The following is a 15,592-nucleotide window of genomic DNA, read 5'->3' as shown; positions in this document are numbered from 1 at the left end:
GGTCAGTTGGGTCGCAGAGCATAGTCAAACGTGAAGTACACGATGAGCACGTCGTCGGACCAGCCTTGAGGAAGCGGGCCAAACCCGCGCGTGGAACCTACCGCTTCGATCGCACCCATCGCATCGAGATCGTAGATGCGATCACCCGATCCCTTCACCACTTCGATTGCAACCACCGAACCGTCGCGACGGATGGTGAACTTCACCTCCGACACCAAGGCCGCCGACACGCGACGCGGCGTCCAGTTCAGCGTGAGTTGCCGCACGATATTCTGCAGGTACCCGGGATACGGGAACTCGATCCCACGAATATTGAGGTTGGCCACATCCGCCCCCTTACCGCCCTGCGCACCCGCACCGGCTCTGGGCGCAGTGGATGTTTGTGTGGCGGTCGGCGATGCCGCCTTCGCGCCCGCCGCCTTCGTGCGTGACGTCGAGGGAGTCGCCTTGGGCGATGGCAACACCTTCTTGGCCGTCGAGGGCGTCGGGACCGATGCTTCGGCGGGGACCCGTTCCGCACCGGCAATCTCGGGTGCCTGCGTCGCCGGTTGGGCCGCAGGAGTCACCACGCCAGCCTGACGCGGCCCAGGCGGCGCGCCGACCAATTCCACGCGATACACCCGCGGACGCGGCGCGTCGGCGCGCGACCCCCACCACAGTGCCGCCGCTACGAGCGCCACGTGCACCGTGGCGGAAAAGGCGATTCCCCGGCCGAGCGTCGTCGACCCCGTCGCGGATCGCGACAGACTCACCGCGCGCCGTCCGGTTCAGCGACGAGCCCGACATCCGTGATGCCCTTGGCCTTCATGGCCGCGACGATACGCACCACGGTGCCATAAGGCACCGCTGCGTCGGCACGAAGATACACGCCACCGCCACCTTTCTTCTCCGAGAGCGCCTTGATGCTGCCGGCGAATTCTTCGAACGACAGCTCCGTCTCGTCAATGAAAATCTGTCCACCACGATCGACCGAAATCACGAGACCGTTCTTCGGCTCGAGCGGCGCGACGTCTGCCGTAGGCAATGCGATGTCCACCCCGCCTTGCATGATCGGCGCCGTAATCATGAAGATGATCATCAGCAGCATCATCACGTCGATGAGCGACACCACGTTGATTTCGGCGTTGACGCCAGCACGCTCCCGGCGGCGGCCACGACGCATAATCAGATCCGCCCTTCGCGCACCATCAGCGCGATCAGCTCGGAGCCGAATCCTTCGAGTGCGTCATCGAAACGATTCAAGCGCGATGCGAAGACGTTGTACGCAAATGCCGCGGGAATCGCCACGGCGAGCGCTGCGGCCGTCGCCATCAGCGCGGTGCCAATACCGGGCGCCACCGCTTGAATGTTTCCGGAACCCTTCTGTCCGATGCCAACGAACGCTTCGATCACGCCGAGCACCGTGCCGAAAAGGCCGATCAGCGGGCTTACGCTGCCGACCGTCGCCAGCCATGGAATGTACTGTCCGAGTGCTTCACGTGCCTTCGACCCTTCGGCATCGAGCACCAGACGCAACGCCTCGACCTGTGACCCCGAAAGTCGCGCCGTGCGATCGTTGGTGGCGCCGAGCGCGGGCTTCGTGTCGTTCAGGAAGGACACGGCGCGTGCGAACACCGCCGTGAACGCACTCGGCTTCGCCCGCTGTGCGCTCAGCATCGCGTCGTCCATACCACGCGCGCGTTCGAAATCCGCCACGAAGGCTCTGCCGTTCGTCTCGGCCGTCTTGAATCCGCGCCACTTGGAAAACATGATCGCCCACGAGATCAGCGACAGCACAACCAGCAGCGCTAGTACGCTCTTCGTGACCGGATCGCTGTTGATCAGCATGCCCAGCATCGACGACGGCAACGCCTCCTTCTCGCTCCCCAGCTGTAGTAGCGCGAACCGTCCAGCCACCGCCGTCACGCCGGCGTCACCAGTCGAGCGCGACGATCGGCGAAGAAGCGATACGTGTTGTCGAGTCCTTCCCGCAGCGTGACGGTGGGCGTCCAGCCGAGCACCGCCTGCGCCTTCGTGGTGTCCAACGCGGAGCGGGCGAGCTCACCGGCGCGCGCCGGTGCGTAGTCGATCGGAGACTGCGCCGAAGACACCGAGCGCAGCGTTTCCGCGAGCGTATTCACCGACGTTTCGATTGACGTACCGATGTTGAAGGCGCGCGCATCGAGCCGCCCACGCGGCGGAAGCTCGACCGTCGCGGCCGCGAAGTTGGCGGCGGCGACATCGCCCGCGTAGACGTAGTCGCGCGTCTGTTCGCCATCGCCGAACACGGTCAGCGCACGACCGTCGAGCAGTCGATTGCAGAAGATGGCGACCACACCGGCCTCGCCGTGCGGATCCTGACGCGGGCCGTACACATTGCCATAGCGCAGCGCCACGTTGTCGAGTCCGTGCACGCGTCCGTAGTAGGCGAGATAGTACTCGATCGACAATTTTGCGATGCCGTACGGAGCTTCAGGATCCTTGCTGTTCGTTTCGGTGCTCGGCGGCGGATCGAAATCGCCGTACAGTGCGCCACCGGTCGACGACAGAATGGTGCGTGTGGGATGTCCGCCAGCGCGAACCGCTTCCATCAAGTTCAGCGTACCGAGGATGTTGCGAGTGGCGTCGTAGATGGGATCGAGCACGCTGCGGCGTACGTCGATCTGCGCGGCGAGATGACACATGACGTCGAATTTGCCGTCGCGGATCAGCGCGGCCGCTTCTGATGTGGTGATATCGCCGCGGACAAAACGCGCCCCCGACGGGATGTTCTCCTCGCGTCCGCTCGACAGGTCGTCGAGAATGGTGACCTCCCATCCCTCGGCGAGAAATCTGTCCGCCACATGGGATCCGATAAATCCTGCACCGCCCGTTACCACGACCGTCTTTGCCATGCCGTTCGCTTCCTTGATCCAATGGGGAGATCCGTCGTCGCCCTCGCCTCGTCAGGGCGTATCCTGAGACGCACAATCCCCCAATGTACACACGCGCCGACGCCCAAGGGGCATCAGCGCGTGCAAGTGATCAATCGAGAAGGGGGAGATGCGACGTGGGTCACGTCGCGCGCGGTCACATGGTCCGCACCGTCAGGGCGCTTTTGCCACCCGACGGGCCGCAAGGCCGACGCCGATGTCCGACTGATATTGACGCGTAATCACGGCCGAGCTGCCGGCCAACTCGCTTCGCACCACCCGCACGGTTGCGACCAGCGACTCCTGCGAGGGCTGCTGCTTGGTGCCGCTACGGTAGAGACCGAACTCGTCACCGGCCTTCACGCCCTGCGACGTGCCGGCGGCGAGCATCAGAAAGCTCTGCAGCGTGGGCTGCAACTCGTTTGGGTCGATCCACCTCACGCTGGTTTTTACATCGGGCGCAGCGAGCTTCTGCAGGGTCAGCCACGGCGCCGCAGATCCGGTCGCCGGCAGAAGCCGCTGCCCCTGCTCCACCCGGCCGGACTGACGCTTCAAGACCGCGAGCACCGGTTTCCCAGCTTCGACACGCACGATCTCGACGATGCCCGTCGGAATCGCGATCATCGACGGCTTATCTTCGAGGGCTAACGTGGTCACCGCCACGAGCCGCTGACCGACGCTATATGTGACGCCGGCAGGGGGACGCACTTCGATCTGATCCGTGACAATGGCGCGCTGCGGATACTCGGTTTCGGTGCTCCCGAGCGAGCCCACCCGCTTGGTGATCGCTCCCGCGTGGGTTAGCTCCGATTGCCGCGCCATGAAAGGCGCCGCATCGAACTCAGCCTGTCGCGGCGCGGGCGTATTGGGACGAAGCACTGCGCGCGTGCGACGCTCCGCCTCGGCGGCATCCGGTAAGTCGCGATGGAAGACCGTCTCTACCTCGCTGGTCTTGCGCGACGCCTCCTGCGTTTCGCGGTCCACCAGTCCGATGCGCGTCCCCTTCCGCGACGTCAACAATTCGCTCGAATGTTGCGGCTGGAAGTTCACACGAGACGTATCCGGGGCGGTCGATGGCTTCGCGACGGTATCGATGGCCACCACCACCGCCGCCTTCGCCGCCTTCGCCGCCTTCGCCGCCTTCGCCGCCTTCGCCGCCTTCGAAGAGGCACGCCCCATTGCAACGCCTGCCGGCGCATTGGACTTACCGGATGTCTGCGCCGACAGCGATCCCGACGGACGCGCGAAGGTCGCCGGCGGCAAGGTGCCCTCTCCCGCCTTGGCTAGTGCGACGCTCGGCACCGTGGAGTCCGCTGGTGCGGCAGCCATCGCGGCCGCTCGTGCGCCACGGATCGTGGGCGAGGCAGGCACCGTCAACGTCATCCCGACCTGCAGCGGTGCCGTACCGGTGGTCGCAATCCGATTGCGCCGCGCGAGCGTCGGCCACTGATGTCCATCGCCGTAGAACCGCGCGGCAATCCCCCACAGGGTCTCGCCGGCACGGACGACATGCGTCGTGGTCGCGGAATCCTTAAGCTGATCGAGCGCCGAATCAGAGACGGACGCGATGCGACCGTCAGCCTCCTGACCGTGAACGACGGCAGGACGCCAGACGAGCAGAAGCGCCAGCGTCGACAGGAGCGCCACGAAAATGCGACAGATCGGATTCAGCGCTCGGCTGGATTCGATAGCAGTAGAAGACTGCGGCTGGTTTGCAGCACGCATCAGCGAGCCTCACAGTGGAAAGACTACGCGCCCCCGCCCGGGGCGCTGGAGGGCCCTCGACTCGCCTGCACGACTGCAGACGAGGTGCCCACACCGGAGACGCCTGCGATACACGCGGGTAACGGAGAGCATATCACAGGAATGGTCGACATCATCACATTTGCCGCCGCCGGGAGTTCCCGACGGCGGGCACCACAAATCCTGCAGTAAATCAGAAGGGCAGATCGTCGTCTTCATCTTCCAGCGCGCCCGGGAAGTCGCCGAACTCTTCCTTCCCGGCCGACGGCGCAGCGGCTGTCTTCGACCGCGCAGGCGGCGCCGAGCGACGCGGCGCGCTTTCCATGTCCTCACCGCCACCACCGCCACCCGGGCGACCGCCGAGGAGCATCAGCTCCTTGACCTTGATCTCGGTGGTATAGCGGGTCTGGTTGTCCTTGTCCTGCCACTGCCGATACTCGATCTCGCCTTCGACGTAGATCTTCTCGCCCTTCTTCACATACTTCTCCACGACATCGGCCAGCCCCGAACCACGCGCGCTGTTCCAGACGACGCAGCGATGCCACTCCGTCTTTTCCTGCTTCGCGCCGGTTTGATCCGTCCAGTTGCGGCTGGTGGCAAGCGAGAACTGCGCCACGCGCGTTCCAGTGCCAACAGTGCGAATTTCGGGATCCGACCCGACGTTGCCGATCAAAATGGCCTTGTTCAGGCTGCGACTCATGGTGCCTCCTCGAAGTACGGTGGTTGTGGGTGTCGGATAAGCTAGGAGGGTCCTCTGACCAAACCAAACCCGAACGCTGCGCATAGGGCTATTCGAACGCGGTCGCGTTGCGACGCAGGATCAGGGCGTCCTCTACGGGCTGCTTGTAGTACCCACGGCGACGTCCAACGGCCACAAATCCTCGGGATGCGTAGAGGGCGCGAGCCGCGATGTTCGACTCGCGAACCTCGAGAAACAGGGCAACGACCCCGGCCTCGGTGCCGGCGGCGATCGCGTCGTCGAGCAACTGCGCGCCGACGCCTCGCCGACGCATTCCGGGCGCCGTCGCAATATTTGCGATCTCGGCCTCGTCGACAGCGCGGAGCATGATGCAGTACCCGACGATGCCCCCCGACTCGTCGACGGCGGACGCCATCCGCGAGTACGGGTGAGCCAGCAACTCGCGAAAGGACATCGCCGGCCAGGGGTCGCTGAACGCGAGTGCTTCGATCGATGCCATCGCGGGCACGTCATCAGCGCTCGTCGGCCGGATGACGATGATCGGTTCGCTCATGCCGCGCCGAGGGAGGGCAGCGGCGCACCGTTCGAGGCTTCCCATTTCACCTGCGCTTCCGCCAGGCGCCCATACTGCGGCTCCCAACTATCCAACACGACCGCGCCTGACCACGCGTTCGGCAGAAGGCGCAACAGGTGCGCCGACGACGGCGTCACGACGCGCGTTTCGAGGTCCGGCGTCGTCGACGCGAGCACAGCGAGACGCGGCCGTCCGGCGGAGTGCGCATCCAGCTGCTCGAGCGTCATGCGCTCGAGCGCAGACTGCGCCTGAACGCGGCCATCGGCCGCGAAATGGACATCGAGTACGTAACGTTCACCTCGCAGGGCGTCCGCATGCACCACGGCCGGTCCAGAGCGGAGTGGCTCGATGCCATCGGCGGCAGCCAGGAGGAGCGACGACACGGCGAACAGCGGCACCGAGGCCCCATGGGCCAGCCCTTTCGCCAGCGACGCCGCGATCCGCAACGACGTAAAGCTCCCTGGGCCTGCCCCACACACGACGCCGGTGAGCTGCCGCGCGGTCGCGCCGACATCGGCCAGCAGCGCCTGCACGGCGGGGAACAGCTGATCCTCCCGGCCGGCGCCCATCGCCACCAGTTGTACGGCCACTACCGCTCCATTGGCGATCAGGGCGACCGAGCCAACGCTCGTCGAGGCTTCGAGCACCAGCAGCAGTGCCAACGGGGACGCGGAGTTTTCCTGAGCAAAGACGGGGGCGGACATGAACAAAGTCTAGCGCGCCCACCGAACGTTCCCCAGTCCTCAATTCGCCCAGGTTCGCCCGTATTCACGGCCGATCGCGACCGATCGCGCCCGATCGCGACCGATCGCGCCCGATCGCGCCCGCACCCGGCCTCGAGCCTACGCCACGCTCGCGATCCGGATGAACTTTGCGGGTGCCTCACGAAGCTGTGGGAACGGATCATCGCGTCCCTCGGCGAGTTCGACGAATGTGCCGCACTCGGCGAGCGCCGCCGCCGCGTCGAGCACGTGGCGATCGAAGGCGGTGCCCCGATCGCGGCGCATGATCTCAAGCACGCTTGGCACCGCGAGCCCCGCACGATATGGCCTATCGGCGGTGAGCGCCTCGTACACGTCGGCGACGGCCAGCACGCGCGACAGGAGCCCGAGCTGCGAGGCCTCCATTCTCCATGGATACCCCTTGCCGTCGAGGCGTTCGTGGTGCTGTGCCGCTTCCTGCGCGAATCCGTTGAATGCGGTTACGCGTTCGAGGATTTCCCACGTCCAGCGCGGATGCTTCCGGATCTCGGCGAACTCGTCGTCGGTAAGTTTGGCTGGTTTGTCCAGAATTCGATTCGAGACCCCAAGCTTGCCGATGTCGTGGAGCAGGCCAGCGCGGAGGGTATCGCGACACATGTCGGCATCGGCCCCCATCGACATCGCGATGCCGACGGCATATCGCGCCACGTTCGTCGAATGCCGCGCGGTGTAGGGCGTCTTCGCGTCGATGACGGCCGCGAAGGCGTACGCAATGCTGTCGAGCCGTTCGTCGGTCGCGTGCAGCGGTGTGTCACCCGGCTCGAGTGCCAGTGCTGCCTGGTCGAGGTGTGCCGTGTCGGCCAGTACCGCCCACCAGTCGCGATCGCGCTTCCACGCGGCGACCAGATCGGCCAGCCGCGGATCGAACCAACGTCCCCTACGCTGCCGCGTCATGTCGATTGCAGCATCGATGCCGTTCTCGCTCCAATACGCCTCGAGCGTCTGCGCGATCAGGAGTATCCGTGACAGTATCGGGATCTCGTCGCCCGCCAGTCCGGCCGGATGACCGAGCCCGCACCAGTGCTCATCAACGTGAGCAATCGCCTCACTGGTCGCCGGCGGGAATCCGAGCACGAGCGCGATCTGCGCGCCGCGTTCGCATCGCGTCTGGATAATCTCGCGAGTCATGGAAGGTGTACGCGCAATGCGCAAAAAATGCGAGACGCGCGCGATCGGATTTCGACCGACGCCGCAGTTCTTCGCCGTGCGCATCGCGAGCGTCCAGCGATCGTGCCAATCGACCAGCCGCATGTCGCGCTTCACGGCCTGATCGTCGCTGCCGAAGAGCGCCGTCATCCGCGCCGCATTGCTGGAGCACCCCGAATCCTTCAACAGAGCCGCGTAGTACAGGGCTCCCATCGCCTCGCCGTCGAGGTTGAGCTCACGACCGAGCCGCATCGCGATCAACGCCGTGCGAAGCGTGTGCCCGGGTCGCTGCCCTTCGGTCAGATCGAGTGCATACGTCAGCGCCGAAATGACTTCGGCGAGACGAATGAACGAGTCACGTTGGGCGAGGACAGGCATGGCGAGGATACGAAGAATGTCGGCGGCCACGACCGACATGCCGTATCCGCCCAAGCTTCGGACGACGACGGCCACGGTGGCGTCACCATCGCTCCGCGGCGCCGTCTCGCCGACGTCAGCGCATTGTGGGCGCGTGGATACGCAGTAATCGCCGATTCGCGTTCTCCGGATCATGACCGAGGACCACATGAATCGTATCGCGTGGCAGAGTGTTCACGGCGCGATCCGGCCATTCCACCAGCAGCACAGGCGCGTGGTCGACAAGCTCGTCCCAGCCCAACATCTCCAGCTCGGCATCGGACCGCAGTCGATACAAATCGGCGTGCACGACCCGCCCACTCGGCGCGTCGTACTGCTGAATAATCGAGAACGTCGGGCTCGTGACCGTTTCGATCGCGGCGACGCCGATCCCGACGCAAATCGCCCGCACCAGCGTGGTTTTACCCGCGCCGAGGTCACCCTCGAGCGTGATGACGACGGGCCGTGGAAGCACGGCGCCAAGTGCCCGTCCCCACGCTTCCAGCGAGTGCCGGTCGGGCGCGCGCGGCGCACCGCGCCCCAGCAGATATGCGAGCGAATCAGCGGCCACGCTTGCCTCCTGCACGCCGCATCGGCGCACTTCCTGGCGGTGGCTTGGGGGCGGCGGTATTCCCGCGCGCCTGCTCCGGCTTGTCGCCAAGCGCCGTGCGTACTTCAAACAGCTGATCGCGTAATCGCGCCGCCGCCTCGAAATCAAGCGCGATGGCCGCTTCGCGCATTGCGACCTCCAGCTCCCCCACCAGCGTCTGCAAGTCGTCGCGCGAGCGTGGCGTGCTCTCCGCGCCTAGCCGCTTGGTCGTCGGCGTGGCCTCTTCGTGCGGCGCGCGCGCGTCGGCTACCCGCGTGATCAGTCGGACGTCATCAATACTCTTGAGGACGCCATGTGGCGTGATCCCGTGCTTCTCGTTGTGGTCGCGCTGAATCATCCGGCGTCGATCGGTTTCGTCGATGGCGCGCTGCATGGATCCGGTGATCCGGTCGGCGTAGAGGATCGCCCGGCCATGGAGATGGCGCGCCGCACGACCGATCGTCTGGATCAGCGACCGATCGCTGCGCAGAAATCCTTCCTGATCCGCATCGAGGATCGCGACCAGCGACACCTCGGGCATATCCAGTCCTTCGCGCAATAAATTGATGCCGATCAGAACATCGAATTCGCCAAGGCGTAGGCCACGCACAATCTCCATCCGCTCAATGGCGTCGATGTCCGAATGCATGTAACGCACACGCACGCCCATCTGCTGCAGATAGTCGGTGAGATCCTCCGACATGCGCTTCGTGAGCGTCGTCACCAGCACACGCTCGCCTTTTCGCTCGCGCACACGAATCTCGTGCAGCAGGTCGTCCACCTGCCCCTTCACCGAACGGATCTCCAGAATCGGGTCCAGCAGACCCGTGGGCCGGATGACCTGCTCCACGACCACCCCTTCCGACAGCTGCAGCTCGAGCTCACCCGGCGTAGCCGATACGTTGACCAGTCGCGGTACCAGCTGCATGAACTCGTCGAACACGAGCGGCCGATTGTCGAGTGCACTCGGCAGCCGGAATCCGTAATCGACCAGCGTGAGCTTGCGCGCGCGATCGCCATTGTACATCCCGCGGATCTGAGGCAGCGACACATGGGATTCATCGACGACCACGAGGTAATCGTCGGGGAAGTAGTCCAGCAGACACGCTGGCCGTTCTCCCGCCTGCCGTCCGCTGATATGGCGCGAATAGTTTTCGATGCCGGCGCAGGTGCCGATCTCTGCCAACATTTCAAGATCGAAGTTCGTGCGCTGATCGAGTCGCTGCGCTTCCAGTAGCTTGCCTTGCAGGCGCAGCTCGGCCAGCCGGTCCGCCAGCTCCTCGCGAATCGCGACGCTCGCACGCTCGATCGTGGGACGATTCGTGATGAAGTGCTTCGCCGGATAGATCGCCATCCGCTCGAGTGTCGAAATTGTCTCGCCGGTGAGCGGATGGATCTTCGAGATACGCTCAATCTCATCGCCCCACAGTTCCAGGCGCACTGCCTGCTCTTCATACGCCGGATAGATCTCCACCGTATCGCCCCGCACGCGGAACGTACCGCGCTCGAACGCGACGTCGTTGCGGAGATACTGAATGCCGACGAGCGCACGAAGAATGTCGTCGCGGGCGATCGACTGTCCCCGCGACAGTGCCACCATGCGCTCGCGATACGACACGGGGTCGCCGAGACCGTAAATGGCGGACACCGTCGAGACGATGACCACATCGTCGCGTTCCATCAGCGACGACGTCGCGCGCAGCCGCAGGCGATCGATGTCCTCGTTGATGCTCGCATCCTTTTCGATGAACGTGTCGCTCGAGGGGACGTACGCTTCCGGCTGATAGTAGTCGTAGTACGATATGAAGTACTCGACGGCGTTCGTCGGGAAGAACGATTTGAGCTCGCCGTACAATTGCGCCGCCAACGTCTTGTTGTGCGACAGCACCAGCGTCGGTCGCCCCCACTGCGCAATGACGTTCGCCATCGTCATCGTCTTGCCGGACCCGGTCACGCCGAGCAGCGTCTGGAAGCGGTCGCCGCGGGCCAGACCCTCGGACAATTCGATGATCGCGCGGGGCTGATCGCCGGCGGGGGCGAACGGACTTTGAAGTCGGAATGGGGCGGACATTCCCGCAATATAGCGAGATCGGCTTTTCTTCGGGTAGCGCTAAGCCGCGGCTGGACGAGTCCGCCGCCTATTCCTCGGCCGTAATTTTTTCACGCCGGGACACCGCCGCGATTCCCTTCACGCGTCGCGCCGCCTTCATGATGCGTTCCAGATGCGCCAGGTTCTCCACTTCGACCATTGCCGCGCCCGTTACCCGACCATCGATCGTCTTGAGTTCGAGGCTCCTGATATCGGTGCCCGTGGCGCTCACGGCGGCGGCGACGTCGGCGTACAGACCGCGGCGATCGGTGCCTTCCATGGCGAGGCGGACGATGAACCGTTCCCCGGCCATCTCGTGCCAGTCGATATCGAGACGACGCTCCGGCTCGTGCGCCAACAGCAGCAAGTTCGGACAATCGCCGCGGTGAATACTCACGCCGCGTCCACGCGTGACATAGCCCACCACTTGATCGCCCGGCACGGGCTGACAACATTGCGAGTAGCGCACCAGCAAGCCGTCCGCGCCCTGAATGCGGATCCCCTTGCCGGTGCCGCGCACGCGATCCACGATGCGCTCGAGCGTGCTTTGCTTGACGACCGGCTCGGCCGTTTCAAGGTCGGGGTGCAGCGCCTTCAACACCTGCATGACGTGCACGTCGCCGGCTCCGATCGAGGCGATCAGATGCGAGGCATCCTTCAGCTTGAGCAGCTTGGCGACCGGCTGCAGCCCGCCGTCGTCGACTTTGGGCAGCCGACGACGGCGCAATTCGCGCTCGATGATCTCGCGCCCGAGCCGCATGGCCGAGGAGCGCTCCTCGAGCCGTAGCATCTGCCGAATCTTGTGACGCGCGCGCCCCGTGCGCACGTGCGACAGCCAGTCACGACTGGGCTTCGCATTCGGATTGGTCAGGATCTCGACCGTCTCCGAATTCTTGAGCTCACGTGACAGCGGTGCGATTCGGCCATTCACCTTGGCGCCAGCGCAGTGCGCACCGACCTGCGTGTGCACCGCGAACGCGAAGTCGAGCGGAGTCGCGCCCTTCGGTAACTGAATCACGTCACCGGTCGGCGTGAACACGAAGATCTCGTCTTGATACAGATCGAGCTTCAGAAACTCGAGGAACTCACCGGGCGTTTCGGCATCGAGTTGCAATTCGAGCACCTGACGGAACCATGCCAGTTGCCGATCCAAGTCATCGGCGCTGCGTGACGACTCCTTATAGAGCCAGTGCGCCGCGATGCCGAAATCCGCCGTGCGGTGCATATCGCGCGTCCGGATCTGGATCTCGAACAGCTGACGTCCGGGGCCAAACACGGTCGTGTGCAGCGACTGATAGCCGTTCGATTTCGGCTGCGCGATATAGTCTTTGATGCGCTCCTGTACCGGCGTCCAACCGTCATGAATGACGCCAAGCGCGTGGTAGCATTCGAGCACGTTCGGCACAATCACGCGAATCGCCAGCAGGTCGTAGATATCCTCGTACGGACGGTCGCGCTGCTGCATTTTCTTGTAGATCGACCACAGGTGCTTCGGTCGGCCAGTGACCTCGACATCGGCGATGCCGGCATCGGAGAGCCGCTTCTCGAGCGGCTCGCGCATCTGCGCGATCAACTGCTCGCGTTCGCCGCGCTTTGCCGCGACCAGCTTTGCCAGCGTTTTGTAGGCCTCAGGTTCGAGATGCTTGAAGGCCAGATCCTCGAGCTCCCATCGCACCTTCGCCATACCAAAGCGATGGGCGAGCGGCGCGTACAGATCGCGCGTTTCCTGGGCGATGCGACGGCGCTTTTCGGGCGCGAGATAGTCGAGCGTCCGCATATTGTGCAGACGGTCGGCCAGTTTGATCAGAATAACGCGGGCATCCTTGGCGATCGAGAGCAGCAGCTTGCGGTAGTTCTCCACCTGCCGCTCTTCGCGCGACGAGAGCGGCAGATTCGCGATCTTGGTCAGACCATCGACGATCTGCGCAATTTCCAATCCGAACTCGCGTTCGACATCCTCAACGGTGATGTCGGTGTCCTCGACGATGTCGTGCAACAGCCCGCTGACGACCGTTGTCGTATCGAGTTGGAGGTCGGCCAGAATTCGCGCGACCTCGATACAGTGCGAGACATACGGCTCCCCGGAATGGCGGACCTGCCCGGCATGGGCGACGTCTGAAAACTTGTAGGCGCGCACGAGTAACTCGTGGTCGAGCCGATCATAAGAGACATCGGCAGTCGGCCCGAACCCGGGGATCATCTCGTGCAGCGCGATCGTTGTCACAGCAGACCTGCCTCCGCAAAGCTCACGTACCTTCCACGTCCCACGATGATGTGGTCGTGAACCGGGATATCCAGCAAGCGCCCGGCCGCCACCAGCTGTTCCGTCACCGCTCTGTCTTCCGCCGACGGCGTCGGATCACCACTTGGATGATTGTGCACCAGAATCACCGCCGCCGCCCGTTCGGCGATCGCTTCACGAAACACTTCGCGCGGATGCACCAGAGACGAGTTCAATAATCCGCGGGTGATCAACACGTCGCGTTCGAGGCGGTGCTGCGCGTCGAGGATGGCCACATGGAACTCCTCCACCGGTGCATCCTGCAACCGCGGCGCAAAGATCGCGACCACGTCGCGCGGACCGCGCAGGGGTACACCGGCCTCACGCGCTTCACCGGCCATACGGCGACCGAGCTCGAGCGCCGCATGCACTGCGGTTGCGCGTGCCCGTCCGATCCCGTGCACGCGCGTGAGCGCCGCCAACGGCATGAAGCCGAGCCGCCCGAGCGAGCCACCGGCTTGCTCGAGCACAAGCTGCGCGCACGCCAACGCCGATGCCCCTTTCCCACCGGAACCGAGCACCGTGGCGATCAGCTCGGTGGTACTTAACGCTTGGGCGCCGAGACTCCTGAGTCGCTCGCGCGGGCGATCGACGCTCGGCATCTCTTTGATCTTAAGGGCAGCAGCGGGGGACTGGCTAGTCGGAACCATCACGGATTCGCTCCAGGAGAATGAGGTAGTTGCCATCTCTGCAGGATGCCGATGATGTCGCGCCGCTGCGGTACCGCCGTATTGCGAGCGGGCCCATTTTACCGAATGCCCGTTTCCCCGCATGTCCCGACGCTCCCGCCGACTGTCGATAGCGAATCAGTCGATCCGGCGGTCGATGCCGCGATCGATCGCGAATCGTTCGATCCGGCGTCACCTGAGGAATGGGCAAGGCTCCGCGACTTGGGGCATCGCATGCTGGACGACATGCTCGATGTCCAATCGACGTTGACGCATCGGCCGGCGTGGCAGGAGATCCCAGCGGCGAAGCGACTGCTGTTTGACGAACCCGCTCCGATCGAGGGGATCGGCGCGGACGCGGCGTACGCCCGCTTCCGCTCGCACATCCTGCCGTATGGCAATGGGAACTGGCACCCACGTTTCTTCGGATGGGTGCAGGGCCAGGGCACGCCACTCGCGATGCTCTCCGAAATGCTCGCTGCCGGTATGAATCCGCACCTCGCGGGCTTCAACCACGCGCCGCCGATGGTTGAGCGGCAGGTGGTCAGCTGGCTGGCCGCGCTCATGGGCATTCCGGAGGCTGGCGGGCTGCTGGTGACCGGCGGAACAGCCGCCAACAGCCATGCCCTTGGTGTTGCGAGATTCGCCGCGGTACGGGCTCGTGGGGGCGCGGTGCGCGATAACGGGGTACAGCACTGGCCAGACCAGCCCACGGCGAAGCCATTGGTCTTCTACGGCTCGATGGAAACCCACGGGTGGGCGCGGAAGGCGGCCGAATGGCTCGGCCTTGGTGATCGCGCGTTCCGTCGCGTGCCGGTCGACGCGGCGTATCAGATGGATCTTGTTGCGCTCCGTCGCCTGATCCACACCGACCGGGAGAATGGACTCGATCCGTTCTGCGTGATGGGGACAGCGGGGACGGTGAATACGGGATCGACGGACGATCTCCGATCGATCGCCGCGATCTGTCGCGCGGAATCGCTATGGTTTCACGTTGACGGCGCGTTCGGGGCGCTCGCCGCGCTCGCGCCGTCGTTGCGCGATCAGGTTGCGGGCCTGGAACAGGCTGATTCGATTGCGTTCGATCTGCATAAGTGGGGCGCGATGCCGTTCGAGTGCGCCTGCGTGCTCCTTCGCGATGCCGCGCTGAATCATGACACGTTCAGCGCCTCGGCGTCGTATCTCGCGGAGACCCGTCGTGGCGTCAGTGCCGGCGGCGTGTTCTTCGCGGACCGTGGACTTGACCTTACACGCGGCTTCAAGGCGCTCAAGGTGTGGATGCAGCTCCAGGCCGATGGCGTGGCGAAACTTGGACGCATCATCGAGCAGAACGTGCGACAGGCACAACATTTTGCCGACGCCGTGGCTTCTCACCGGGCGCTCGAATTGCTCGCGCCGGTCCCGCTGAACATTGTGTGTTTTCGTTATTGGACTGATTCACTCGATGAGGCGGCGCTGGACGCCCTGAACGAGGAGTTGCTGCTTCGTCTGCAGGAGCGCGGCATTGCCGTGCCGTCGAGTACCCGAATCGGCGAACGATTCGCGCTGCGGTTAGCGCATGTGAATCATCGGACGACAGACGATGACATGGCCCTGGTTCTGTCGGCGGTGGTCGAGATCGGCGACGAGCTGGTCGGGGGTAGTGGTACACAGAAGCCCCCGCCACCGGGATCCTGAGGGATCGGTGACGGGGGCTTCCCAAGGTGCCGGCATCGGCCTACTCTCCCGCGGTCTCACGACCGGAGTACCATCGG

The 15,592-nt window shown here is 64.5% G+C and carries 14 protein-coding genes; 1 reads left to right on the top strand and 13 read right to left on the bottom strand.

The genetic code is table 11. The features are described from left to right. Nucleotides 1-2: 2 nt before the first annotated feature. From ACLL97_RS20770 to radC, 13 genes are all read right to left on the bottom strand, one after another. Nucleotides 3-752: a TonB C-terminal domain-containing protein gene (locus ACLL97_RS20770; RefSeq protein ID WP_411282391.1), complete on the bottom strand. Its 750-nt coding sequence runs from the start codon at nucleotides 750-752 to the stop codon at nucleotides 3-5. After that, nucleotides 749-1,162: an ExbD/TolR family protein gene (locus tag ACLL97_RS20765; protein WP_411282390.1), complete on the bottom strand. Its 414-nt coding sequence runs from the start codon at nucleotides 1,160-1,162 to the stop codon at nucleotides 749-751. The genes ACLL97_RS20770 and ACLL97_RS20765 overlap by 4 nt, the downstream gene beginning before the upstream one ends. 2 nt (nucleotides 1,163-1,164) lie before the next feature. Next, nucleotides 1,165-1,905: a MotA/TolQ/ExbB proton channel family protein gene (locus ACLL97_RS20760; RefSeq protein ID WP_411282389.1), complete on the bottom strand. Its 741-nt coding sequence runs from the start codon at nucleotides 1,903-1,905 to the stop codon at nucleotides 1,165-1,167. Further along, nucleotides 1,902-2,873, bottom strand: a complete 972-nt coding sequence (locus ACLL97_RS20755) for an NAD-dependent epimerase/dehydratase family protein (RefSeq protein WP_411282388.1) — start codon at nucleotides 2,871-2,873, stop codon at nucleotides 1,902-1,904. Before ACLL97_RS20755 ends, ACLL97_RS20760 begins: the two co-directional genes overlap by 4 nt. Nucleotides 2,874-3,065: 192 nt before the next feature. After that, nucleotides 3,066-4,616, bottom strand: coding sequence for a LysM peptidoglycan-binding domain-containing protein (locus tag ACLL97_RS20750; protein WP_411282387.1), 1,551 nt, complete (start codon nucleotides 4,614-4,616; stop codon nucleotides 3,066-3,068). A 211-nt stretch (nucleotides 4,617-4,827) separates the two neighbouring features. After that, entirely contained in the window at nucleotides 4,828-5,334 is a 507-nt protein-coding gene (locus ACLL97_RS20745) for a single-stranded DNA-binding protein (protein WP_411282386.1), read from the bottom strand. A gap of 88 nt (nucleotides 5,335-5,422) precedes the next feature. Continuing rightward, on the bottom strand, nucleotides 5,423-5,887 hold the full coding sequence (rimI, locus tag ACLL97_RS20740; RefSeq protein ID WP_411282385.1) for a ribosomal protein S18-alanine N-acetyltransferase: 465 nt from the start codon (nucleotides 5,885-5,887) through the stop codon (nucleotides 5,423-5,425). Beyond that, the gene (gene tsaB, locus ACLL97_RS20735) at nucleotides 5,884-6,612 is read right to left on the bottom strand and encodes a tRNA (adenosine(37)-N6)-threonylcarbamoyltransferase complex dimerization subunit type 1 TsaB (RefSeq protein ID WP_411282384.1); all 729 of its coding nucleotides are present in this window, start codon (nucleotides 6,610-6,612) and stop codon (nucleotides 5,884-5,886) included. The genes rimI and tsaB overlap by 4 nt, the downstream gene beginning before the upstream one ends. A gap of 138 nt (nucleotides 6,613-6,750) precedes the next feature. Further along, nucleotides 6,751-8,268, bottom strand: a complete 1,518-nt coding sequence (locus ACLL97_RS20730; RefSeq protein ID WP_411282383.1) for an HD-GYP domain-containing protein — start codon at nucleotides 8,266-8,268, stop codon at nucleotides 6,751-6,753. Nucleotides 8,269-8,308: 40 nt separating this feature from the next. Then, nucleotides 8,309-8,782 carry a tRNA (adenosine(37)-N6)-threonylcarbamoyltransferase complex ATPase subunit type 1 TsaE gene (tsaE, locus tag ACLL97_RS20725; protein ID WP_411282382.1) on the bottom strand — a complete coding sequence of 158 codons (474 nt, stop codon included), beginning with the start codon at nucleotides 8,780-8,782 and terminating at the stop codon, nucleotides 8,309-8,311. After that, nucleotides 8,772-10,871, bottom strand: coding sequence for an excinuclease ABC subunit UvrB (uvrB, locus tag ACLL97_RS20720; RefSeq protein WP_411282381.1), 2,100 nt, complete (start codon nucleotides 10,869-10,871; stop codon nucleotides 8,772-8,774). Before uvrB ends, tsaE begins: the two co-directional genes overlap by 11 nt. Before the next feature lie 67 nt (nucleotides 10,872-10,938). After that, complete coding sequence (locus tag ACLL97_RS20715; RefSeq protein WP_411282380.1) at nucleotides 10,939-13,113, bottom strand: RelA/SpoT family protein; 2,175 nt, start codon at nucleotides 13,111-13,113, stop codon at nucleotides 10,939-10,941. After that, nucleotides 13,110-13,820, bottom strand: coding sequence for a RadC family protein (gene radC, locus ACLL97_RS20710; RefSeq protein ID WP_411282411.1), 711 nt, complete (start codon nucleotides 13,818-13,820; stop codon nucleotides 13,110-13,112). Before radC ends, ACLL97_RS20715 begins: the two co-directional genes overlap by 4 nt. 105 nt (nucleotides 13,821-13,925) lie before the next feature. Here radC and ACLL97_RS20705 point away from each other — a divergent pair, with 105 nt between their 5' ends. Next, nucleotides 13,926-15,515 (top strand): pyridoxal phosphate-dependent decarboxylase family protein, encoded by a 1,590-nt coding sequence (locus tag ACLL97_RS20705; RefSeq protein ID WP_411282379.1) that lies wholly within the window; start codon nucleotides 13,926-13,928, stop codon nucleotides 15,513-15,515. The last annotated feature ends 77 nt before the right edge of the window (nucleotides 15,516-15,592 follow it).

The organism is Gemmatimonas sp. (genome assembly GCF_046594945.1).
Lineage (GTDB): Bacteria > Gemmatimonadota > Gemmatimonadetes > Gemmatimonadales > Gemmatimonadaceae > Gemmatimonas.
The sequence above is the reverse complement of the archived record's forward strand: the minus strand, read 5'-3'. Positions and strand labels throughout refer to the sequence as shown.

Bases quoted from the DNA above. Each gene is read 5' to 3' on its own strand.
- rimI (WP_411282385.1), bottom strand. From the start codon at position 5,887: ATGAGCGAACCGATCATCGTCATCCGGCCGACGAGCGCTGATGACGTG.
- ACLL97_RS20750 (WP_411282387.1), bottom strand. From the start codon at position 4,616: ATGCGTGCTGCAAACCAGCCGCAGTCTTCTACTGCTATCGAATCCAGC.
- ACLL97_RS20705 (WP_411282379.1), top strand. From the start codon at position 13,926: ATGCCCGTTTCCCCGCATGTCCCGACGCTCCCGCCGACTGTCGATAGC.
- tsaB (WP_411282384.1), bottom strand. From the start codon at position 6,612: ATGTCCGCCCCCGTCTTTGCTCAGGAAAACTCCGCGTCCCCGTTGGCA.
- ACLL97_RS20755 (WP_411282388.1), bottom strand. From the start codon at position 2,873: ATGGCAAAGACGGTCGTGGTAACGGGCGGTGCAGGATTTATCGGATCC.
- radC (WP_411282411.1), bottom strand. From the start codon at position 13,820: ATGGTTCCGACTAGCCAGTCCCCCGCTGCTGCCCTTAAGATCAAAGAG.
- ACLL97_RS20745 (WP_411282386.1), bottom strand. From the start codon at position 5,334: ATGAGTCGCAGCCTGAACAAGGCCATTTTGATCGGCAACGTCGGGTCG.
- ACLL97_RS20765 (WP_411282390.1), bottom strand. From the start codon at position 1,162: ATGCGTCGTGGCCGCCGCCGGGAGCGTGCTGGCGTCAACGCCGAAATC.
- uvrB (WP_411282381.1), bottom strand. From the start codon at position 10,871: ATGTCCGCCCCATTCCGACTTCAAAGTCCGTTCGCCCCCGCCGGCGAT.